Annotated in this window: 22 protein-coding genes; 10 read left to right on the plus strand and 12 right to left on the minus strand. The window is 73.0% G+C overall.

What is annotated here, in order from left to right:
* Nucleotides 1-237: 237 nt before the first annotated feature.
* A complete protein-coding gene (locus AB0M56_RS18370) occupies nucleotides 238-1,788 on the minus strand; it encodes a GAF domain-containing protein (protein ID WP_364177243.1) in 1,551 nt (516 codons plus the stop codon).
* A 134-nt stretch (nucleotides 1,789-1,922) separates the two neighbouring features.
* On the opposite strand from AB0M56_RS18370, the gene AB0M56_RS18375 reads away from it, so the two are divergent.
* Nucleotides 1,923-2,759 carry a hypothetical protein gene (locus AB0M56_RS18375; RefSeq protein ID WP_364177246.1) on the plus strand — a complete coding sequence of 279 codons (837 nt, stop codon included), beginning with the start codon at nucleotides 1,923-1,925 and terminating at the stop codon, nucleotides 2,757-2,759.
* Nucleotides 2,760-2,986: 227 nt separating this feature from the next.
* Here AB0M56_RS18375 and AB0M56_RS18380 read toward each other — a convergent pair whose 3' ends face one another.
* Nucleotides 2,987-3,637, minus strand: coding sequence for a response regulator transcription factor (locus AB0M56_RS18380; RefSeq protein WP_364177681.1), 651 nt, complete (start codon nucleotides 3,635-3,637; stop codon nucleotides 2,987-2,989).
* A 106-nt stretch (nucleotides 3,638-3,743) separates the two neighbouring features.
* Between AB0M56_RS18380 and AB0M56_RS18385 the strand changes: the two genes are divergently transcribed.
* A complete protein-coding gene (locus AB0M56_RS18385) occupies nucleotides 3,744-4,136 on the plus strand; it encodes a hypothetical protein (RefSeq protein WP_364177249.1) in 393 nt (130 codons plus the stop codon).
* Between the two features lie 6 nt (nucleotides 4,137-4,142).
* Here AB0M56_RS18385 and AB0M56_RS18390 read toward each other — a convergent pair whose 3' ends face one another.
* Nucleotides 4,143-4,448: a hypothetical protein gene (locus tag AB0M56_RS18390; protein ID WP_364177251.1), complete on the minus strand. Its 306-nt coding sequence runs from the start codon at nucleotides 4,446-4,448 to the stop codon at nucleotides 4,143-4,145.
* Nucleotides 4,449-4,586: 138 nt separating this feature from the next.
* The gene (locus AB0M56_RS18395) at nucleotides 4,587-4,817 is read right to left on the minus strand and encodes a hypothetical protein (protein WP_364177254.1); all 231 of its coding nucleotides are present in this window, start codon (nucleotides 4,815-4,817) and stop codon (nucleotides 4,587-4,589) included.
* Between the two features lie 533 nt (nucleotides 4,818-5,350).
* Here AB0M56_RS18395 and AB0M56_RS18400 point away from each other — a divergent pair.
* The gene (locus AB0M56_RS18400; RefSeq protein WP_364177257.1) at nucleotides 5,351-5,533 is read left to right on the plus strand and encodes a hypothetical protein; all 183 of its coding nucleotides are present in this window, start codon (nucleotides 5,351-5,353) and stop codon (nucleotides 5,531-5,533) included.
* 10 nt (nucleotides 5,534-5,543) lie between these two features.
* Here AB0M56_RS18400 and AB0M56_RS18405 read toward each other — a convergent pair whose 3' ends face one another.
* The 3 genes from AB0M56_RS18405 to AB0M56_RS18415 are packed head-to-tail and all read right to left on the minus strand — an operon-like array spanning nucleotide 5,544 to nucleotide 7,130.
* Nucleotides 5,544-6,143, minus strand: coding sequence for a methylated-DNA--[protein]-cysteine S-methyltransferase (locus tag AB0M56_RS18405; protein WP_364177260.1), 600 nt, complete (start codon nucleotides 6,141-6,143; stop codon nucleotides 5,544-5,546).
* A gap of 49 nt (nucleotides 6,144-6,192) precedes the next feature.
* Nucleotides 6,193-6,588 carry an RNA polymerase sigma factor gene (locus AB0M56_RS18410; protein ID WP_364177263.1) on the minus strand — a complete coding sequence of 132 codons (396 nt, stop codon included), beginning with the start codon at nucleotides 6,586-6,588 and terminating at the stop codon, nucleotides 6,193-6,195.
* Nucleotides 6,589-6,629: 41 nt separating this feature from the next.
* A complete protein-coding gene (locus tag AB0M56_RS18415; protein WP_364177266.1) occupies nucleotides 6,630-7,130 on the minus strand; it encodes a methylated-DNA--[protein]-cysteine S-methyltransferase in 501 nt (166 codons plus the stop codon).
* 175 nt (nucleotides 7,131-7,305) lie between these two features.
* Between AB0M56_RS18415 and AB0M56_RS18420 the strand changes: the two genes are divergently transcribed.
* A complete protein-coding gene (locus AB0M56_RS18420; protein WP_364177269.1) occupies nucleotides 7,306-8,769 on the plus strand; it encodes an amidase in 1,464 nt (487 codons plus the stop codon).
* Nucleotides 8,770-8,772: 3 nt separating this feature from the next.
* On the opposite strand, the gene AB0M56_RS18425 is transcribed toward AB0M56_RS18420, so the two are convergent.
* From AB0M56_RS18425 to AB0M56_RS18435, 3 genes are all read right to left on the minus strand, one after another.
* Nucleotides 8,773-9,621, minus strand: coding sequence for a helix-turn-helix domain-containing protein (locus AB0M56_RS18425; RefSeq protein WP_364177272.1), 849 nt, complete (start codon nucleotides 9,619-9,621; stop codon nucleotides 8,773-8,775).
* Between the two features lie 120 nt (nucleotides 9,622-9,741).
* Nucleotides 9,742-10,920 (minus strand): LLM class flavin-dependent oxidoreductase, encoded by a 1,179-nt coding sequence (locus tag AB0M56_RS18430; RefSeq protein ID WP_364177275.1) that lies wholly within the window; start codon nucleotides 10,918-10,920, stop codon nucleotides 9,742-9,744.
* A gap of 30 nt (nucleotides 10,921-10,950) precedes the next feature.
* Nucleotides 10,951-12,441, minus strand: a complete 1,491-nt coding sequence (locus AB0M56_RS18435) for an aldehyde dehydrogenase (protein ID WP_364177278.1) — start codon at nucleotides 12,439-12,441, stop codon at nucleotides 10,951-10,953.
* Nucleotides 12,442-12,754: 313 nt separating this feature from the next.
* Here AB0M56_RS18435 and AB0M56_RS18440 point away from each other — a divergent pair, with 313 nt between their 5' ends.
* Nucleotides 12,755-13,762 (plus strand): AraC family transcriptional regulator, encoded by a 1,008-nt coding sequence (locus AB0M56_RS18440; protein ID WP_364177281.1) that lies wholly within the window; start codon nucleotides 12,755-12,757, stop codon nucleotides 13,760-13,762.
* Nucleotides 13,763-13,770: 8 nt separating this feature from the next.
* Here AB0M56_RS18440 and AB0M56_RS18445 read toward each other — a convergent pair whose 3' ends face one another.
* Entirely contained in the window at nucleotides 13,771-14,277 is a 507-nt protein-coding gene (locus AB0M56_RS18445) for a flavin reductase family protein (protein WP_364177283.1), read from the minus strand.
* A 161-nt stretch (nucleotides 14,278-14,438) separates the two neighbouring features.
* Between AB0M56_RS18445 and AB0M56_RS18450 the strand changes: the two genes are divergently transcribed.
* The 5 genes from AB0M56_RS18450 (at nucleotide 14,439) to AB0M56_RS18470 (ending at nucleotide 20,418) form a co-directional block, all read left to right on the plus strand.
* Nucleotides 14,439-15,656 carry a CaiB/BaiF CoA-transferase family protein gene (locus AB0M56_RS18450; protein ID WP_364177286.1) on the plus strand — a complete coding sequence of 406 codons (1,218 nt, stop codon included), beginning with the start codon at nucleotides 14,439-14,441 and terminating at the stop codon, nucleotides 15,654-15,656.
* A 9-nt stretch (nucleotides 15,657-15,665) separates the two neighbouring features.
* Nucleotides 15,666-16,571, plus strand: coding sequence for a hydroxymethylglutaryl-CoA lyase (locus tag AB0M56_RS18455; protein WP_364177288.1), 906 nt, complete (start codon nucleotides 15,666-15,668; stop codon nucleotides 16,569-16,571).
* A 92-nt stretch (nucleotides 16,572-16,663) separates the two neighbouring features.
* Entirely contained in the window at nucleotides 16,664-17,920 is a 1,257-nt protein-coding gene (locus AB0M56_RS18460; RefSeq protein WP_364177290.1) for a bifunctional 3,4-dihydroxy-2-butanone-4-phosphate synthase/GTP cyclohydrolase II, read from the plus strand.
* Nucleotides 17,921-18,025: 105 nt separating this feature from the next.
* The gene (locus AB0M56_RS18465) at nucleotides 18,026-19,456 is read left to right on the plus strand and encodes an alpha/beta fold hydrolase (protein ID WP_364177293.1); all 1,431 of its coding nucleotides are present in this window, start codon (nucleotides 18,026-18,028) and stop codon (nucleotides 19,454-19,456) included.
* Between the two features lie 107 nt (nucleotides 19,457-19,563).
* Nucleotides 19,564-20,418: an LLM class flavin-dependent oxidoreductase gene (locus AB0M56_RS18470; protein ID WP_364177295.1), complete on the plus strand. Its 855-nt coding sequence runs from the start codon at nucleotides 19,564-19,566 to the stop codon at nucleotides 20,416-20,418.
* Nucleotides 20,419-20,517: 99 nt separating this feature from the next.
* Here AB0M56_RS18470 and AB0M56_RS18475 read toward each other — a convergent pair whose 3' ends face one another.
* Nucleotides 20,518-21,402 (minus strand): LysR family transcriptional regulator, encoded by an 885-nt coding sequence (locus AB0M56_RS18475; protein ID WP_364177298.1) that lies wholly within the window; start codon nucleotides 21,400-21,402, stop codon nucleotides 20,518-20,520.
* Nucleotides 21,403-21,405 lie beyond the last annotated feature (3 nt).

Raw genomic sequence — 21,405 nt, forward strand, 5'->3', positions numbered from 1 at the left:
GGCGAGGCCGCGGGTGCCCGCTTCGGTCCGAAGTGGACTCCGCTGCGCGGAAACCGCCGGAGGTGGGCGGGTGGCGCACTGCGGGTGCGACCCGTGCGGAATCTCCGGGCGCTCGGTGGAGGAGATCCGCCTCGCCGAGATCCGGAGTCGGCGCCGGGCCGCGCCCCAAGGGGAAGGACAGGCTTCGATTGTCGCACGCTGTGACCGCGCCCACCAGGGCCGCGGCCCGCGGGCGCTTCACCGTGACCCTCCGGAGACCACCGCGTGAGCCGGGCGCACGGGGACCGTCCACACGAGACGGGTGCCGCCCGAGGACGGGCACTCCACGCGAAACGTGCCGCCCGCCTCGGTCGCGCGCTGCTCGAGGTTGCGCAAGCCGCTGCGCGCCACGCCCGCCGGCAGGCCCACCCCCGTGTCCGACACTTCGACGACGAGGGCGTCGCCGAGCGTCACGGTGACGGCCAGCTCGCCGGCGCGGGCGTGGCGCAGCACGTTGCTCACGGCTTCGCGAACGACGGCTTCCGCGTGCTCGGCGAGGATCGGCGGCACCCGTTCGAGCGGGCCGGACAGCCGCACGGCGGTGCGGATCGCCGAGTCGCCCGTCGTTTCGGTGACGGCCTGCTGGAGGCTCGCGCGCAGGCCGCCACGGCGCCCCGGGGCCGCGTGCAGCTCGAAGATCGCGCTGCGGATCTCCTCGATGACCTCCTGCAGCTGGTCGATGTGCCGGCTCAGCCGCGACGCGACGGCCGGCGTCCCCGCCCGGCGCAGCGTGTCCCGCATCTGCAGCCCGACCGCGAACAGCCGCTGCACCACGTGGTCGTGCAGGTCTCGGGCGATCCGGTCTCGGTCGGTCATCACGTCGAGCTCGCGGCGGGCGGCCTGGTTCCCGGCGTCGCGCAGCGCGAGCGCTGCCTGGTCGGCGAACGCCGACACGATCTGCAGCTCCTGCTCGTCGAAGCGCGCCGCGCCGGGAGCGCGAACGGCGAGCAGGACCCCGGCGATCGACTCACCGGAGCGCAGCAGCACCACGAGCGCGGGGCCGAGGTCGACGCGCGGGCCGTCGGCGAGGTCCACGGCGAGCCCGGAGACGCTGCGCGGCACGTGGTCGCGCAGCACGGCACCGGACGTCGACCCGGCGACGGGAATCCGGCGGCCGGTGAGGGCGTCGGAATCGGGACCGGCGCAAACGGTGACCACGAGTGCGTCTTCGGTGGCGGGCACGGCGATCAGCGCGTCGACGGAACCGGTGAGGCCGGCGGCGCGGCTCGCGATCAGGCGCAGGACTTCGCTGATCTCGGTGCCGCCGAGGAGAGCGGCGGAGATCTCGCCGGTGGCTTCGAGCCAGCGCTGGCGGTTGCGGGCTTCTTCGTACAGCCGCGCGTTGTCGACGGCGATGCCGGCCGCGGCCGCGAGCGCGGCGAGGGCTTGCTCGTCGTCGTCGGTGAACCCTGTGCCGCTTCGTTTTCCGGTGAGGTAAAGGCGCCCCAGCAGCGTGCCGCGCGCTCGCAGCGCGACGCGAAGCGAAGTGCGGCCGGCTCGACGGGTCCGCGCGCGGTCGAGGTGGTCGAGTTCGGTGACGACGAAGCCGGTGGTGGCGCCGTCGGCGTCGAGCACCGCGAGCGCGCCGTAGCGGGCGTCGACGAGGTCCGCGGCGGTCGCCACGATCCGGCGCAGCGTGCCGTCCAGCTCCAGGCCGGCGGACAGCCCGAGGACGGCCGTGAGCAGCGCGTCCAGCCGGTCGCGTTCCCCGGCCGGAGCGGTCGCGGATACCCGGTCGACCTCCGGCATCCCGTCACTGTGGCACACCGATCCGGGCCCGGGGTCACCCGTGAACGGCGACCTTGGACCCGGCGCGCGGGACGTTCGGCACTAGCCCGGCCCGCCGCGCGGGCGCAGGGTGGGATCGGAGGCGGAGGTGACCCATGAAGGCCGGAGTCATACCCGTCGGGCGGCTGAGCGCGCGCCAGGTCCGGTCCGTGCTGCTCGCCGCGACGACCCCGCCGCCCCTGCACGACACCCGGCCGTGGCGGTTCCTGTGCACGCCGGGGTCCATCGAGCTCCACGCCGGCCCGCCCGCGGGCGGCCGCCGTGGGCAGCTGCTGGACTGCGGCGCGGCCCTGCTGAACCTCCGGCTCGCGGTGAAGGCCCAGGGCTGCCACCCCGACGTGCGGCTGCTGCCCACCGCCACGCGGCCCGACTTGCTCGCCGTCGTGCGCCCGCGCGGGCTCGAACCGGTGACGCCGATCGACCGCCGCCTCGTCGAAGCCATCCGGCTCAGGCGCGGCAACCGCAGCCCGTTCAGCGCGGCCCTGGTGCCCCCGGCGGTGCAACGCGAACTTCGCAAGGCGGCCGAGCTCGAACGCGCCTGGCTCGCCACGATCGGCGACGCACAACTGCCGCAGCTGTGCGAAATCATGCTTCCCGCGGGCGCCGCGTGCACCGACTTCGCCGCGGCGCCCGGGCGATTGCTCGTCGCCGTCGGCTCGCTGCACGACACCCCGCTCGCCCAGCTGCAGGCCGGCCAGGCCGTGCAACGCGTCCTGCTCACGGCGGCGGCCGCCGGGTTGTCCGCCGCCCACTGGTCCGACACCCTCACCCCCGCCCGCCGCCGGGACCTGCGCCGCCTTCTCGGCGGCGGCATGTGGCCCCAGACCCTGCTGCGCCTCGGCCACGGAGCGCCCGTCCCTTTGCGACCCCACATCGGTCTCGACGCAGTGGTCGCGAGCGACGAACGCCCGTTCTCCCGCGGCTGGCCGTGATCCCCCGGCCCGAGCGGAGTGCACCGACACACGCGGAGAACGACCGTTCTCTCCCGATCGACCGTGATCACCGGCCCGCACAACGCTTTTCGCCAGACCGGCGGCCGGCCGCGCGGCGGCACGGTGTAGTGCAGGTGCACCACCGCACCGGTTTCGGTGACCTCGCGTGCGATACCCGGTGAAATCGCGACCTCCTGAGGGGAACGGACGTTCTCCCGCAGCAGTGATCAGCCTCCGGCGCGGCGTTCCTCGTCGTGGAGCGCGGTGACGAGAACAGCCGCCTGGGTGCGGCGTTCCACACCGAGTTTGGCGAGCAGGCGGGAAACGTAGTTCTTCACCGTCTTCTCCGCCAGGAACATCCGTTCGGCGATCTGCCGGTTGGTCAGCCCTTCGCCGATGAGGTCCAGCAGCACGCGCTCCTGGTCGGTCAGCGCGGCGAGCGGGCCGGGGCCTCGGGTACTCTCGCGCAGCTTCGCCATCAGGGCGGCGACCGCGCGTTCGTCGAGCAGGCTGTGGCCGGCCGCGACGCGGCGGACGGCGTCGACGAGCTGGAGTCCCTTGATGTCCTTGATGACGTAGCCGTCGGCGCCGGCCAGGACCGCGTCGACCATCGAGCGCTCGTCGGTGAAGGACGTGAGCATCAGGCAGCGCAGGCCGGGCAGCGTGGCGCGCAGGTCGCGGCACAGGCGGACGCCGTCGCCGTCGGGGAGGCGGACGTCGAGTACCGCGACGTCCGGGCGCACAGCGGGAATCCGGGCCAGTGCCTCGGCGACGGAGGCGGCCTGGCCGGCCACCGTGAGGTCGTCCTCGTCCTCCACGAGGTCGGCCACGCCGCGGCGCACCAGCTCGTGGTCGTCGACGAGGAAGACGGTGATCACCCGCGGTCCGGCCACGGACCGAGGTTACGCCCCGCCCGGCCGGTTAGACTGGCCGAACACGTGGACCCCAGCCCCCGGTCACCGCGGATTCGGGGAGAGGCGCGGGATGTCCGTGGAGAACCAGCCGAAGGCCGACGTACCGCAAGCCCTTGCACCGCCTGGGGTTTCGCGAGTGCGCACGCTCGTGAGCGCAGGGCTCGTGACCGTCGAGGTCTCCGGCGCGCTCAGTCCCGCCGGTGACGCCGTGCTCGCCGCGCACCTCGCCGAAGCCGTGACCCTGCGCGCCGCGGCCGTGGTGGTGGACCTGACGGCGTGCACCTCCCTCGGCCCGGAGTCCGTGGCCGCGCTCGCCGGCGAACGGTTCCGCGTGCGCGCCGGAAACCCCGGTGTGACAAGCGTCCTCGACAGGGCGGGAGTCGCCCACGAAGCCCCCGACGACTCCGTGGAATCTCCCCCGCCCGGCCCGACGACCGTCATCCGGTCCGGCGCCGCACGCTGAACCCGCTCAGGCGCGCCGGTGGCGCCCGACGTGAAAAACCCGCCAGGGCAACGAACGCGGCCGGTTCCCCGCCGAATGGCGGTTACGGCCCGATGCCACGTCGGTGACGTCCGTGACCGGAACCAGTTTGCTGGAACTCGGATCCGGGGTTTCGGCGTCGACGATCGGCACGTGCGAAACCGCCGCCGCGTCGACGCACTCGCCCGCGACCACCCCGGTCCGCACGGTCACGCCGTCGTCTTCCCGAGCCAGGTAGGCGAACTTCCGCCCCACCGCGAACGGCGCGGTTTCCGTCTCGATTCCGTTGGTCATCCGCCTCCACCCTTCACCGGCCCCAGGATTGCGGAAGCCTGTTCCGGGGGCGGGCTGACGCCCTCGTCGCGAATCTACCTCATGATTTCCGGTTCCCGGGTTTTTCACCCGAACAGTCGCACCGTCCTCAGTGGATCATCAGGCCGGCCAAGGCCTTTCCCCGGCCCGGTTCGCCCTCCCGGAAGGCGGGCGGGCGTCGAGGATGTCCGTGGCCCGCACCAGGCTCACCGGGGTGTCGGCAGCCGCGCCGCGCGGGCGCACCGGGACCCACGTGGTGCTGGTGTGCTCGTCGCGCAGGCTGCGGCCCGCGATCGTGCCCGTCTTCTCCTGCCACAACGGTTCTGCGGATTCCCGAGCAGTACGGCGCACCCGGCACCGATACCGCACCTGCCAGCCCCGCGGATACCCGCCACCGTGGCGCAACGGCCAGCCATGGAAAGCGCTTCCGGTCTTCAGATCGCCGCCCTCAACGGACGGATCGCGCGGACTGTCGTCCCCCAACACCGCCGGTCACCCCGATCCCGCGTGAAAAACATCTTCGGTCGCCGGGGTCCTGGGCAAGAAGTTCACAGATTAGGCCCGCGCAGGCCGGCGGTCGCTCGGCCACCCGGGTGGTTCCGGCGAGCGGCCGGGCACGGTCCGTGTCCGAATCGAAGATCCACAGTGGACGGGAGCCTCTTCGGAGTCCGCGGGGAAGCGTTTTCCCGGTGCTCGTCACCCCACCGGGCAAGCCGGGAACGGGATATGCTGAACGGTCCGCCCCGGTCCCCGGCGGCAGCACCCGCGGCCGGAAGAACGGAGGGCCCGATGACCGCCCTTGCCCCATGGACCTCTGCCCCATGGACCTCTGCCCCATGGACCTCTGCCCCACACACCTGCGCCGTCATCCTTGGCGGGCAGCCGTGAAGCGCACGACGGTGCCATCCGTCGCCGACCTGCACAGCGCCCACGAGCTCCCCGACGATCAGCGCCGCCACGTGGTCCGCCTGGTCGCCTCCTCGGCCGAGGACGTCGACGACTGCGCGCTGCTTCTGGCGATCCTCGGCCTCGACGCCGCCGACGGCCTCGCCCAGGACCACCGCTGACGAATTCGCGTCAGGCGGTCGTTTCCAAGGCCAGCAGCGCCAGTTTCGCTTCCTCACCACCGCGGTACCGCCCGGAGCTGCCGGCGGAACGCACCACGCGGTGGCACGGCACGACCAGCGGCACCGGATTGCGCGCGCACGCCGTCCCGACGGCGCGCACCGCCTGGGGACTGCCGGCCGCGGCGGCGACTTCGGAGTAGCTGCGCGTGCTGCCGTACGGGATCTCGCCGAGCCGCCGCAGCACCTCGCGGCGGAAACCCTTGGCCAGCCGCAGATCCACCGCGACGTCGAACGCGTGGCGCCGGCCGGAGAAGTACTCGTCGAGCTCCCGAGACACCGCGTCCAGACGGGCCGGCGCGGAAAGCACCCGCGGGCTGATGGCCGCGGCCAGCTCGGCGAGCACGGAACCGTGGTCCTCCACGGAGAACGCGACCCGCACGAGCCCGGCACCGGTCGCGGCCAGCAGCAGCGGGCCGACGGGCGAGTCGACCGTGCGGTACGCGACGTCGAGCAGACCGTCGCGTGCGGCCGCGGCGATCAGCCGGGCGCGCAGGCGGTCCTGCGCGGTCTCATCGTCCACCGGCAGCGCGGCGAACAGATCGGTGGTCATGGCGCTGCTCCTTCCAGCTCTCCTCGGCGCGACGCCGCGCGCAGGGCCTTCACCCGTCGGCGGCTGCGCGGCGGGCGGCGGCCGCGGTGCCGCCGGTGATGGCAGCGACCTCCTCGTACGGGAACCCGGCGAGGTAGTGGTACGCGACGGCCGCCCGCTGCTTGTCCGGCAACGCGGCCAGCGCGTCCCACAGGTCGCCGTCCCAGTCCTCCGGACGGCCGGTGCGGCTCGGCTCGTCGGGGGTCCGCTCCACGGGCACGGCGTGGCGCGCGCGGGCGCGGGTGATGTCCACGGCCTTGCGGTGCGCGATGGTGACCAGCCACGCCGCCACGTTGGCACCGGCCGGCAGATCGGGGTAGGCCTTGAGCGCGGCCAGGAACGTCTCGGACCACGCGTCCTCGGCGTCGTGCGGGCCCACCACCGCCCGGCAGACCCGCAGCACCATCGTCCCGTGGTCCGCGACGAGCTCGTCGAACGGGCGCGAGCTCAGAACAGCCTGCCGTCGTCCTCGGCTGGCGGCTCCTCCAGGCTCAGGAGGAACCGCTTGCGGTCCACGCCGCCCGCGTACCCGGTGAGGCCGCCGCTCACGCCGACCACCCGGTGGCACGGCACGACGATGCTGATCGGGTTCCAGCCGTTCGCGTTGCCCACCGCCTGCGCGGCGCCGGGGTCGCCCAGCTCGGCGGCGAGCTCGCCGTACGTGCGCTTCTCGCCGTACGGGATCTTCGTGAGCAGGCCCCACACCTTGCGCTCGAAGCCGGACCCTCGCGGCGCGAGCTCGAGGTCGAACTCCCGGCGTTCCCCCGCGAAATACTCACCCAGCTGCCGGATCGCCTCGGCGAAGCCCTCGTCCGAGCGCGGCCCCAGGCTCGCCAGCCGCGGTTCGCGCTTGTGGCCCTCGAAGTAGAGCCCGACGAGCGCCGTGCCGTCCGCGACCAGCGTGAGGTCGCCGACCGGCGACGCCGTGACCGTGTGCCGAACGCTCATGTCCCCGTTCCCTTCTTCTCGCCTCTCACCAGGTAGACGCGCGGGCGCGCCCGAATGTGAGATCCGCGAGGCGAGCGACTTCCCGCCGCGCCACGATAGTCCGGCGAAGTCCGGGACGGCCGGTCGGACGAGCCGCTAACGTCGCCCTCGAACGCCGACGTCGCGAGAGGAACGCATGGACGCCACCCTGCTTTCGGCCGGGCAGCTCGGCGCGGCCCTGCGCGCCGGCGAGGTGACGGCCGTCGAGCTGGCCGAGTCGGCGATCGAGCGCATCGGGAAGTACGACGGGGCCGTCAACGCGATCTGCGTGCCCGATTTCGGCCGCGCGCTCGACGCCGCCCGCGCGGCCGACGCGGCGCGCGCCCGCGGTGCGGACGGTCCCCTGCTCGGCGTGCCGATCACGGTCAAGGAGTCGTTCAACGTGGCCGGGCTGCCGACCACGTGGGGTCTCCCGCCGTTCGCGGGCTTCGTCTCGGCCCAGGACGCGCTGCCCGTCGCCCGGCTCAAGGCGGCCGGCGCGGTGCTGCTCGGCAAGACCAACGTGCCGCTCGCCCTCGGCGATCTGCAGACCTACAACGACATCTACGGCACCACGGCCAACCCGTTCGACCTCGCCCGCACGCCCGGCGGTTCGTCCGGCGGCTCGGCGGCCGCACTGGCCGCGGGGTTCGGCGCACTGTCGATCGGCTCGGACATCGGCGGCTCGCTGCGCACCCCCGCGCACTTCTGCGGCGTCTACGCGCACAAACCGTCGTACCGGCTGCTGCCCTCGCGAGGCCACACGCCGCCGCCGGCCCCCGCGCTGCCGACCGAGGTGGACCTGGCCGTGATCGGCCCGATGGCGCGCAGCGCCGCCGACCTGAGTGTGCTGCTCGACCTGCTCGCCGAGCCGGATCCGCTCACGCTCGGGGTCGCCTACGAGCTGCGCCTGCCGCCGGCCCGCCACGAGCGCCTGGCGGAGTTCCGCGTGCTCGTGCTCGAAGACCACCCGGACATCCCGACGTCGGCGAGCGTGCGTGCCGGCCTCACCCGCGTGGCCGACGCGCTCACCGCGGCCGGCGCCCGCGTGGACCCCGGCAGCGGGCTGGTGCCCGACCTGGCCGAATCGGCGCGGCTGTACCTGCGGCTGCTGTTCGCCACCTTCGGCACGAACTTCCCCGCCGAGGTCTACGAACGGTTCGGCAAGCTGCTGGCGGACCTCCCGCCGGGCGACGACAGCCTCCACGCCGCCCGGGTGCGCGGGACCCGGCTGAGCTACCGCGACTGGTTCGCGGCCGACCTCGCCCGCGAACGGCAGCGCCACGCCTGGCGCGCCGTGTTCGCCGAGTACGACGTGGTGCTCTGCCCGGCCTCGCCGACCCACGCGTTCGCCCACGACCATTCACCGCACCAGGAGCTGCGGCGCGTCGTCGTCGACGGCGTCGAGCACGGCTACGGCGATCAGCTGGTGTGGGCCGGCCTCGCCACGCTGCCGGGTCTGCCGGCCACGGTCGTGCCCACGGGCCTCGACGACGCGGGACTGCCGGTCGGGGTCCAGCTTGTCGGGCCGATGTTCGAGGACCGCACTCCCCTGCGTCTGGCCGAGCTGCTGGAGCGGGAGATCGGCGGGTTCACCGCACCGGACCTCGAGCGCCGATAGTTCCTAACCCGGCGGGGCCATGGATTCGAACTCGAGAGCGCCGAGCAATGCGAGCCGCGCGGCCGACTCCGTGCCGGGCCGCGCCGTGCAGACGACGATCCGCAGGTCGCCGTGGCGGCTGGCGAGCACGTCGCGGTCCAGGTCTAGCCGCCCGACGTCGGGGTGCACCACGGTCAGGCACGTCGGCTGGCGCGCGAGGTCGTCGACGCCGGGCGTGTCCCACCGGCTGCGGAACCCCTCGCTCACCGAGCCCACCCGTCCGACCAGCGCCGACAGGTCCGGGTCACGCGGGTAGCGCGACTGCGCGAGCCGCAGGTCGGCGACCAGCGCCGTCTCGTAGTCCTCGCGCTCGGCCGCGGTCAGCACCGTGCGCGTCGGGCAGCCGGTGAAGTGGCGCCACACGGCGTTACGCTCGTCTTCGCGCGCGGCCGGTTCGCCCAGCAGCCCCACCCACGGCCGGTTCCACGCGATGAGTGTCCACATCGCGTCGTGCACGGCGATCGGGTGGTCGTCGAGGCGTTCCAGCAGCCGCCGGGTGCTTTCGGGCACCAGCCGCCCGACGCGGCCGCCGCCCAGCTCATGGCCGGCGAGCCGGAACAGCCGTTCCTGCTCGGCGTCGGACAGGTGCAACGCCCGCGCGAGCGCGACGCACACCTGCACCCCGGGAGCCGGCGCGCGGCCCTGTTCCAGGCGCACGACGTGGTCGACCGAAAGCCCGGCCAGCACGGCCAACTCCTCGCGCCGCAGCCCGCGCGCTCGTCTCGGCCCGTGCACCGGCAGGCCGGCCCGGCCGGGTACCAGCCGTTCCCGCCAGCCCCGCAGCGTCGACGCCAGCTCGTCCGGGCTGTTCACACCACCCATCCTCGCAAATCGCGGCCGGTGATCCTACCGCCGCTTTTCGCAAGCCTGGAAAGGCGTTCGGCTCCGGACGGCTCCGCCACCCGCCCGGAACCGCACGTCCGGCCGCAGGATTCAGTGGCGCAGACCGGCCTGCTTCAGCAGCGGCATCACGTTGTCGCCGAAGTACTTCAGCTCCTCGTTGTAGTCGATGAGGCCGAAGATCATGCCCTCCATCCCGGCCTCGTTGAGCGCGCCGAGCTCTTCGGTGACCTGCTCCGGAGTTCCCACGATCGGGTAGCCGCCCCAGCCGGCGATGAAGCGCTCCTGCATCTCCTTCACCGCGTGGTCGAACGACTGGCTCGCGCCCGACCCGGCGATCTTGATGACGTTGCCCGCCGCACCCCAGTCGCCCTCGTCCACGACCTGCTGGAAGGCGCGCTTGGCCTCTTCCTCGGTGTCGCGGCAGACGACGAGGCCGTAGGTCATGACCTTGATGTCGCGCTGGTAGTCGTCGCGGGCCTTGGCCTTGACCTTCGCGGTGTAGGCCTTGATGTTCTCCAGCGTGTCGAGCGAGGCGAAGTTGATGTCCACGTTGCGCGCGGAGAACTCGATGCCCGCGGGCGAGTTGCCCGCGTTGAGCAGCGCCGGGCGGGGTGCCTGGTGCGGCTTCGGGTAGGCCTCGACGTCGTTGCCCTGGAAGTACTTCGAGGCGATGTCGAACGAACCTTCCTCGGTCCACAGCCGGATGGCGTAGTCGATCCACTCCTGGCCGAACGCGTAGCGCTCGTCGTGCTGGCGCTGCTCGCCGCCGAACATCTCCATCTCCGGCGGCACCCAGCCCATCACCAGGTTGAGCGCGAAGCGACCGCCCGAGATGTGGTCGATCGTCGTGGCGGCCTTCGCCGCGACGATCGGATGCACGGTCGGCAGGTGCGAGGTCGACGCGATGGCGATCCGCTCCGTCGCCTCGGCCAGGCCGGCGGCCCACGCGTAGGTCTCGAAGCAGTTGCCGTTGAAGTTCGTCGAGCCGCCGAAGCCCTTCCAGCGCGCGACCGGCACGAGCACGTCGAAGCCGAGGCCGTCGGCGCGCTGCGCGATCTCGCGCGTGTGCTCCCAGGTGATCTTGTAGGTGCTGGGGGCGTGACTCATGATCAGCCCGTAGGAGCAGTTGGTGCCGAACAGGCCCAGCTTCATCTTCTGGTCGCCGAACAGCGGGTTCGTCTCGGCCCGGTCCACCAGCGGCCGGGTCTCGTCCGCCGGGCGCGGGTCCGTCGGGGCGAGGCCGAGGCGTTCGTTGGCGGTCATCGTCATGGGGGTCTCCTTCGCGGAATGGGGGGTGGCTCAGCCGAGCTGGAACGGGTCGCGGGTGCCGCCGGTGAGCTCGACGAACACGGACTTGTTCTCCGTGTACTCGTTGATCGCGTCGACGCCGTTCTCCCGGCCGATGCCGCTGGCGCCGTAGCCGCCGAAGGGCATGTTCGGGGCGATCACGCGGTAGGCGTTGATCCACACGGTCCCCGCGCGCAGCTTCGCGGCGACGCGGTGGGCGCGGTGCACGTCCTTCGTCCAGACGGCGCCGGCCAGGCCGTAGGGCGTGTCGTTGGCGAGCTTGAGCGCCTCGTCCTCGTCGTGGAACGGGTAGACGGCCAGCACCGGGCCGAACACCTCCTCGCGGACGATGGTGTTCTCCGCCGTCACGCCCGTGACCACGGTCGGCTTCACGAACAGGCCACCGCGAGCGGCGTCGGGCTCACCGCCGCAGGCGAACGTGGCGCCCTCGGCGGCCGCGCCCTGCAGATAGCCGAGCACCTTCTCGTACTGCGGCCGGTTGGCGACCGGGCCCATCTCCGTGGCGGCGTCGGTCGGGTCGCCGAGCTTGATGGCGTTGGCCCGCGCGACGACCTTCTCGACCAGCGCGTCGTGGACGTCGGCGTGCACGATCAGGCGCGAGCCGGCCATGCAGGTCTGCCCGGTGGCCGCGAACACGCCCGCGACCAGGCCGTTGGCGGCCGCGTCGAGGTCGGCGTCCGGGAACACGACCTGCGGCGACTTCCCTCCGAGCTCCAGCGTCACGCGGTTGAAGTTCGCCACCGCGGCCTGCGCGACCTTGGCGCCGGTCGCCGACGAGCCCGTGAACGCGACCTTGTCGATGCCCGGGTGCTTGGCCAGGGCCTCGCCGGTTGCGCGGTCCCAGCCGGTGACGACGTTGAGCACACCCGCTGGCAGCCCGGCCTCGTGCAGCACCTCGGCGAATGCGACGGTCGAGGCCGGCGCGTGCTCCGACGGCTTGACCACCATCGTGCAGCCCGCGGCGAGGGCGGGGGCCAGCTTGAAGGTGAGCAGCAACAGCGGCGAGTTCCACGGCGTGATGGCGCCGACGACACCGACCGGCTCACGGCGGGTGTAGCCGAAGTAGTTCGGGTTGACCGGCGGGACCGTGCGGCCCTCGATCTTGTCGGCCAGGCCGGAGAAGTAGTAGTACCACTGCGGCAGGCTGTTGAGCTGGCCCAGCATCTCGCGCAGCAGCTTGCCCGAGTCGTTGACCTCCAGCCGGGCGAGGCGCTCGGCGTTGGCGGAGATCGCGTCGCCGCAGCGGCGGATGATCGCGGCGCGCTGGAAGCCGGTCATCGCGCCCCACTCGCCCTCGAACGCCGCCCGGGCCGACGCGACGGCCTCGTCGACGTCCTCGGGACCGCCGTCCGCGAGCCGGGCCCACGGCTTGCCGGCGTAGGGGTTCTGCGACTCGAAGGTCCGGCCCGAACGGGCATCGACGGACTTGCCGTGGATGAAGAGCTTGAGTTCCTCCAGCGGTGGCGCTGAGGTGGTCGTCATCGACCTCTCCTTCGTTGCAGGGGGCTGGCGCCTGGGGATGCCGGGAAACGCTAGGGATCGGCGGCGGCCCGCCGATATCCCCGGACGGCAGCCTCGGATCCGCTCAGCGCGAAGGTGCCCGTCCCACCCGGCGAGACGAGAAGCACACGCAGCCGGGCAGTGCTGCACTCAGCGGATAGCGCCACGCGCTTTCGGGCTAGTAAGGGGCCGCGGCGACCACCTAGTGTCGAGCGGACCCGGACCACCGGTCTCGCCGCCGAGGCCACCGGACAGAACCGACACTGAGCAGATGGACGACACAAGGAGGTGTCGGATGGCTGCCCGTCCCGAGGCCGTCCCGGCCGAGGCGCCCCTGTCGCGCTACCGGGTGCTCGGCACCCGCTCGCTCGAAGAGGCCCGCGACGCGGTCACCAGGATCTACCTGGACCACGACCTGACGGTGCCCGGCAACGAGCTCGACATGACGCTGAACTCCACCGCCGACCGCATGTTCACCGTCGGCTACCTCAGCTACCAGTCGTGCGCGAAGCTCGTGATGCCGCCGACCGAGGACTGCTACCACGTCAACCTCACCATCGCCGGACGCACCGACGCCGACCGCACCGACGGCCGCCGCGCCACCACGCGCGCGCGCACCAGCGGCGTCGTGCTGCTGCCGGACCAGGTCAACACCGTGCGCTGGTCGCCGGACGCCGCGCAGCTCATCCTCAAGATCGGCCGCCGGACGCTGGAGGGCCACCTCGGCGAGCACCTCAACCGCCCCGTGGACGAGGTGCTGGACTTCGACTTCGGCATCGACTTCACCACGCCCGCCGGCAGCACGCTGCTCTCGTCCGTGGAGTTCCTCGCCCGCGAGCTCGACCGTCCCGGCGGCCTCGCGGACATGCCGATCGCGCGGGAGCAGCTCGAAGCGTTCGTGATGACGCAGGTGCTGCACGCGGGCCGCCACCAGTTCACCGACGACCTCACCGCACCCGACGACCCGGTGCGCCAGAGCCGGCTCGGCCCGGTGATCGAGTACATGGAAGCCCACGCCGACGAGCCCCTCACTCCGCAGGAGCTGGCGAAGGTCGGCTGCATGAGCGTGCGCACGCTGCACGCCACGTTCCAGCAGGTGCTGGGCGAGTCACCGATGAACCACCTGCGCCGCATCCGCCTCGACCACGTGCGGGCCGAGCTGCTGCGCAGCGACCCGGGGCTCACCCGCGTCACGGACATCGCGCTGCGCTGGGGTTTCTTCCACCAGAGCCGCTTCGCGCAGCAGTACCGGGAACGCTTCGGTGAGCTGCCGCGCGAGACGCTGCGGGCCGTGTCGGCCTGAGCCGCGGCTCAGTTCTCCGAGCGGATCCCGTACGCGCCGCGGTGGAACAGCAGCGGCGCGCGCGAGGGATCCGCGCCCAGCGCCCGCACGCGGGCGGCGACGATCGTGTGGTCCCCGCCCGCGTGTTCGTGTTCCAGAGTGCAGTCGATCCACGCCGCGACGCCGTCGAGGATGGGCGCGCCGGACGGGGCCGGGCGCCACTCGACGCCGGCGTACTTGTCGGTGCCCGAGCGGGCGAACGCGCTGCTCAGCTCGGCGTGGCCGTCGGCGAGGACGTTGACGCAGAAGCGGCCGGCCGCACGGATCTTCGGCCAGCTCGTGGACGAGCGGGCGGGCGCGAATGACACCAGCGGCGGGTCGAGGGACAGCGAGCTGAACGACTGGCAAGTGAACCCGGCGGGGCCGCCCGGCGCGAGGGCCGTGACGACCACGACGCCGGAGGCGAAGTGCCCGAGGACCTCCCGCATGTGCGTGGGCTCGACCTGCGGCGGCTCGGTGCGTGTCCGGTTGTCCATGCGCCGCAACGGTAAGAGCAGTTCCGTCCCGGCACCATCCGCCAACCGCGGGCGAATAGCCGCGGCGCGCGGACCGGCTTTCCCCGGCGGCGCACAGGACGGATAACCCGCCACCGCGATCGGATATCTCGCCGCGCGCCCGCGTTCCTACGGTGTGCGTCGTGTCTGCCACCGACCTCCCCGCCGGCGCGCTCGCCGGGATCCGCGTTCTCGAGCTCGGCACGCTCATCGCCGGGCCGTTCTGCGGCCGGCTGCTCGCCGACCACGGCGCGGACGTGATCAAGCTCGAAGCCCCCGACCGGCCCGACCCGCTGCGCGTGTGGGGCCAGGCCGAGCTCGACGGGCACCACTTCTTTTGGACCGTCCACGCCCGCAACAAACGCTGCGTCACGCTCGATCTGCGCAGGCCTGAGGGACGCGAGCTGTTCCTGCGCCTGGTCGACACCGCCGACGTCGTGGTCGAGAGCTTCCGGCCCGGCACGCTCGAGCGCTGGGGCCTCGGCTTCGACGTACTCGCCGCACGCAACCCCGGCCTGATCCTCGCCCGCGTCTCCGGCTACGGGCAGACCGGCCCGCACGCCCAGCGGCCCGGCTACGCGTCGGTCGCCGAGGCGATCGGCGGAATGCGCTATCTCAACGGGTTCCCGGGCGGCCCGCCGCCGCGCGCGGCGCTGTCGCTCGGTGATTCGCTCGGCGGGATGTTCGCCGCGCAAGGGGTGCTCGCGGCCCTGCACGCACGCGGGGCGAGCGGGCGCGGCCAGGTCGTGGACGTCGCGCTGGCCGAGGCGTGCCTGGCGATGCTCGAGTCCGTGATCCCCGACTACGACGCCGCCGGGCTGGTGCGCGAACCGTCGGGCACGCGGCTCGACGGGCTCGCGCCGTCCAACCTCTACCGCTGCGCCGACGAACGCTGGATCGTCATCGCCGCCAACCAGGACACGGTGTTCGCGCGGCTGTGCACGGCGATGGAGCGCGAGGACCTCGTGACCGACCAGCGGTTCGCCACCCACGTGGCGCGCGGGCGCAATCAGGACCAGATCGACGCGCTCGTCGGCGAATGGGCCGCACGCCACGATTCCGCCACGCTCACCTCGATCCTCGAAGCCGCCGGCGTCGTCGTCGGTCCGGTCGCCACCGTCGCCGACGTCGTCGCCAATCCGCAATTCCAGGCACGCGACATGCTGCTGCCGCACTTCGACGAAGCGATCGGCAAGGACGTACTGGGGCCTGGGGTGATGCCGGTGCTGAGCGGTACGCCGGGCGCAGTGCGCTGGGCCGGGCCCGCTCAGCCGGGCACGCACAACGCGGAGGTCTACACCGGACTGCTCGGCCTCACCGGCGCCGAGCTGGCCGAGCTCACCGAAGCCGGAATCGTCTGAGAGGCAAGCATGAGCTCCGTGAACCTGCGTGAAGTCGGGCTGCGCGACGGTCTTCAGCTCGAAGCACCGATCCCGCTCGCCGCCAAGCTGGAAATCCTCGACGCCGTCGCCGCCACGGGCGTGCGGCGCGTGGAGGTGACGTCGTTCGTCTCCCCCTCCGCCGTGCCCGCGCTCGCCGACGCCGAGCAGCTCGCGGCCGAGCTCGGCCGCTGGCCGGACCTCGCGTTCTCGGCGCTGGTGGCCGGCCGCGGCGGCGCGCGCCGGGCCGTGGCCGCCGGGATGGCCGACGTCGAGTACGTGATCTCCGCGTCCGACGGGCACAGCCTCGCCAACGCGCGCCGGACCACGGACGAGGCCGTCGCCGCGGTGCCGGACATCGCGAAGCTCGCGCACGACACCGGCGGACGGTTGGAGGCGATCCTCGCCGTGGCGTGGGACTGTCCCTTCGACGGGCGCACGGCGGTGAGCCGCACCGTGGACCTCGCGCGGCGGGCCGTCGACCTCGGCGCGGACGAGCTGTGTTTCGGCGACACCATCGGCACCACCGTGCCCGGGCGGGTCACCGAGCTGCTGGGCCGGGTGCGCGACGCGTGCCCGGACGTGGAGCTCGGCGTGCACTTCCACAACACCCGCGGCTCCGGGCTCGCGTGCGTGCTCGCCGCGCTGCAGGCAGGTGTCACGAAGATCGACGCGTCGGTAGGCGGGCTCGGCGGCTGCCCGTTCGCACCGGGAGCGAGCGGGAACATCGCCACCGAGGAGGTGGTGTACCTGCTGGAAGAGTCCGGTGTGGACACCGGCGTCGACCTCGGCAAGGTGCTCGAGGCCGCCGCCGTGGTGGAACGCGCCGTGGGACACGGGCTGCCGAGCAACCTCTACCGCGCGGGCGGCCCGAACCGGCCCCGCGGGCGCGGCTGACGGACATTCCCCCGCGGGCAACGGATATCCCGCGCGCCGCGGCACTCGTAACCTCACGCCCGGAGCGACCCCCGACCTCCCAGGAGCCGACGATGACCCAGCCCCCCACCCCGGCCGGCCGGCCCTCGACGCTCGCGGTGGAGCGCGCGGTCGCGGCGCTCGCCACGGGCCGGATGATCGTCGTGACGGACGCGGCCGATCGGGAGAACGAGGGTGATCTGGTCCTTCCCGCCGCGGTCGCCGACGCACAGCGGCTCGCGTTCGTCGTGCGCCACACCACCGGCATCGTCTGCGCGCCGATGACCGCCGAGCGCGCCGACGCGCTGCGCCTGCCGCCGATGGTCGAGGACAACACCGACGCCCACGGCACCGCGTTCACCGTCACCGTCGACCACGTCGGGAGCGGCACGGGCGTGTCGGCGGCCGACCGGGCCACCACGCTGCGCGCGCTCGCCGCGCCGGGCACCCGGCCCGGCGACCTGCGGCGGCCCGGGCACGTGTTCCCGTTGCGCGCCAGGGAAGGCGGGGTGCTCGTGCGCGCCGGGCACACGGAGGCGGCCGTCGACCTGCTTCGCCTGGCCGGGCAGAAACCGGTGGGCGTGATCGGCGAGATCGTCGCCGAGGACGGCTCGATGTGCCGCGGCGAACGGCTCACGCGGTTCGCGGCCGAACACGACCTGCCGGTGCTCGCGATCGCCGACCTCGTGCGTTACCGGCGGGCCACGGAACGGTTCGTGGAGCACGTCGCCACCTCCGCCATGCCCACCGTCTTCGGTGAGTTCCGCGCCGTCGCCTACCGTTCGACGACCGACGGCACCGAGCACCTCGCCATCGTCCACGGCGACGCGGCCGCCGCGAGCCGCACCCCGCTCGGCGCCCTCGTGCGCGTGCACAGCGAATGCCTCACGGGCGACATCGTCGGCTCCCTGCGCTGCGACTGCGGCGCGCAACTCGAACAAGCCCTGCGCGCGATCGCCGCCGAAGGTGCGGGCGCCGTGGTCTACCTGCGCGGCCACGAGGGCCGCGGCATCGGGCTGGCGCACAAGATCCGCGCCTACGCCCTGCAGGAGACCGGCCTCGACACCGTCGACGCCAACACCGCCCAGGGCCTGCCCGTCGACTCCCGGTCCTACGGCGTCGGCGCCCAGATCCTCGCCGACCTCGGCATCACGCGCCTGCGCCTGATCACCGACAACCCCGCCAAGTACGGCGGTCTCGACGGCTACGGCCTCGAGATCGTCGACCGTGTCGGCCTGCCTGCCGCCGCCACGGCGCACAACCTGCGGTACCTGCGGACCAAGCAGCAGCGCCTCGGCCACACCCTCGACGTCGACGAGAGCACCGGCTGAGCCGTTACCGAACCAGTACGCGCCGCGGACAGCCCGCGCACACCCGCCCGGCACCGTCGGTCCCGACGAAGATCGACGGTGCAGACAACGGGAAGGCGGGACGACGTGGCCAAGGGTGCGGCCGTGGTGCTGGCGGTTCTGGCGGTGCCGTTCACGACGGCGGTGGCGCCACCGCCGGCGCAAGGCCTGCAGTGGCAGCAATGCGCGAAAATCGCCGAAGGCTGGACGGGAGGCGAAGCGAGCGAGTGCGCGACGGTCCGCGTGCCGCTGGACTACCGCCGACCGGGCGGGCGGCAGCTCACGATCGCCGTCAGCCGGGTGCCTGCGAGCGATCCGGCGCACCGGCAAGGCGTGGTGCTCGTCAACCCGGGCGGGCCCGGCGAGCAGGGGACGACTTTCCCGGACGAGCTCACGGAGACGGAGCTGGCCGGGATCGGCCGCACGCACGACCTGATCGGGTTCGACATCCGCGGCTCGGACTACAGCGACAAGATCCTCTGCCCTGAGCTGGATCCGGCGAACGTGCCGCGACCGCCCGCCACCGACACCGCCGAGCAGCGCTTCAAGGCCCAGGCGAAGACCATCGCGGACCGGGTGCGCACCTGCGCCGGGAAGGACCCCGACCTCGCCCGGTCGATGACCACCGCCAACGTCGCCCGCGACATGGATGTGATTCGCCGGGCGCTGGGCGAGGAGAAGATCGGCTACTTCGGCAACTCGTGGGGCACGGCGCTCGGCACCACCTACCGCAGCCTGTTCGGCGGCCACGTCGACCGGATGCTGCTGGACTCCGTGCTCGCGCCGGGCGAGGCCGTCGCGCGGTCCGACGACCAGACCGCTGCTTCCGAAGCCCATTTCGACGACTTCACGCGCTGGCTCGCCGAGCGCGACGCGACGTACGGGTTCGGCAGCACCGCCCCGGCCGTCTCGCAGGCCTTGCTCGCGCTGCGGAGCCGGCTCGCGACGCAGCCCTTGGCCGACCGCGACGACCACTGGGCCAACCGGCAGCTGCTCGCCACGCGCGCCGACTGGGCCACGGCGGCCGAAGCGCTCGCCGCCGCCCGCGACGGGAAGCCGCCGTCAACCACGGCAGCGCCCGCGGCCGCCCCGGCCGGCAACGGGTTCGACGTCGGCTACCGCGACGGGGAGATCGGGTTCGTCCTCGCCGCTGTGAACTGCAACGACGCTGCCGGGGCCCGCGACATCGACCAGGCGTGGCAGCACGGGCTCGAGCTCGCCGCCCGGTTCCCGGTGGCCGCCTACGAACCGGGTGGCGACGCGCGGTGCGCCGGCTGGCCGTTCGCGCCGCAACCCACGAAGCTTGTACGCGGCTCCAGTCCGCTGCAGCTCGTCGCGCACCAGTACGAGACCAACACCCCGTTCCCGTGGGCACGCGAGATGCAGGCCGAGGTCGGCGGCGCGCTGCTGACCGTGGCGAACGACGTGCACTCGTCGTTCGCGCACCTGCCGTGCGCCGCGAAGGGCGTCGAGTTCTTCACCACCGGGGCGACGTCCAACGGCACCTGTTCCGAATAGTCCTTTGTGGACCCGGTGCCTGGGGACCCACGACGTGGAGTGGCAGAGCCCTCGGGCGGACTTCGATCATGGTCACCGGGGGTTCCACCACGACCACGAGGAGTTGCATGAAAATCGGTATCGGCCTATCCAGCCAGGTGCGCGAAGTCGACGCGACGGTGATCCCGGCGTGGGCGGCGAAGGCGGAGGAAGCCGGGTTCTCGACGCTCGGCACGGTCGGGCGCATCGCCTACCCGGCGGTGCTCGACACCGTCGCGCTGGCCGCGGCCGCGGGTGCCACGCAGACGATCGGGCTGCTCAGCACCGTGATGCTGGCGCCGGTCTGGCCGGCGACGTTGCTGGCCAAGGAGCTCGCGGGCATCCAGGCGGTGTCCGGCGGGCGGCTCACGTTCGGCGTCGGCGTGGGCGGGCGGCCCGACGACTTCGTGGTCGAGGGCACGAGTACGAAGGGCCTCGGCAAGCGGATGGACGCGGCGCTCGAGGCGTACCGCGACCTGTGGTCGGGCAAGCCCGTCGGCGGCGGGGACAACGCTGGCGTGCCGGGTGGTTCGGTCGAGGTGCCGATGCTGTTCGGCGGGTTCGCGCCCGCCGCGCTGCGCCGGATGGCCCGGTGGGGCGAGGGGTACGTCGCGGGCGCGATGCCGGCGCAGCAGGTGGTGCCCGTGTTCGACGCCGCGCGGGCAGCCTGGCGGGAGGAAGGCCGCGACGGTGAGCCGCGGCTGGTCGCCATCGCCTACTTCGCGCTCGGCGACGTCGAGAAGGGCCGCGGCAACGCCCACCACTACTACTCCGTGGCCGGCCCCGAGTACGCCGACCTCGTGTCCGCGGGCGTGAACGGCAGCGCCGATGTGCTGCGCGAAACCGTGAAGTCGTTCCAGGACATCGGCGCCGACGAGCTCATCTTCCACCCGACCACCGACGACGTCGACGATGTCGCGCGGTTGGCGGAGATCGTCCTCTGACGCGGCGGGCACGGCGCGGCCGAGGGGCGCGCCGTGCCCTCGTGCGCCGTTCTTTCGTGCACCGTTCTTTCGTGCACCGTGCCCTCGCGCGCCACGCCGTTATGCGCCGAGGCCGGTGAGCACGGCCCGCACGTCCGGCCGCCGTCCCGTGCCCAGCCGCGTGACCGCGTACACCTTGCGCGACAACGGGTTCGCCAGCGGGTGCAGGCTCACCGGCGCGTGCGAGGCCGGCAGCGCCATGCGCGGAATCAACGCGACCCCGGCACCGGCCGCCACCAGCGCCGTCAGCACGGCGAAATCGGTGGCTTCGGCGACCACGTCGGGCACGAACCCGGCCGCGCCGCACGCGCGCTGGATCAGCTCGTGGCACGAGTATTCCTTCGACGGCACCAGCCACGGCTCCGTCGAAAACCTCGCCAGGCGCACCTTCTGGCCGTCCGCCAGCGCCCGCGCCTCGGCCAGTGCCGGGGGCACGGCGAGCAGCACCGGGTCGTCGGCCAGGTGGTGTTCTTCGCACCGGGCCGGGGTTTCGCGCGGCAGCAGGCTGTAGCTGTGCACCACGGCGACGTCGGCCTCCTGGTGCAGCAGCGTGCCGATCGCCGACTCCGGCTCCTGTTCCACCAGCCGCAGCGACACACCGGGCAACTTCGTCCACAGTGGAGCGACGAGAGTCCTGGCCGCGGACGGGAACGCGACCACCCGGACGGTGCCCGCGCCGTCCGACCGCACCGCGGCCAGTGCGGACTCGGCGGCCGCGAGGTCGCTCAGGATCACGTCGGCGTGCGACACCAGCAGCTCACCGGCGGCGGTGAACGCGAGCGTGCGCCCGCGTCGTTCCAGCAGCGGGGTCCCCGCCTCGCGTTCCAGGGCCGCGAGCTGCTGCGACACGGCGGGACCGGTCAGGTTGAGCGCCTCGGCCGTCGCGGCGACGGTGCCGTGGTGCGCGAGCTCGTGCAACAGCCTCAGGCGGCGGACTTCCAACATAAG

It is taken from the genome of Amycolatopsis sp. NPDC051372 (assembly GCF_040682095.1).
Lineage (GTDB): Bacteria > Actinomycetota > Actinomycetes > Mycobacteriales > Pseudonocardiaceae > Amycolatopsis.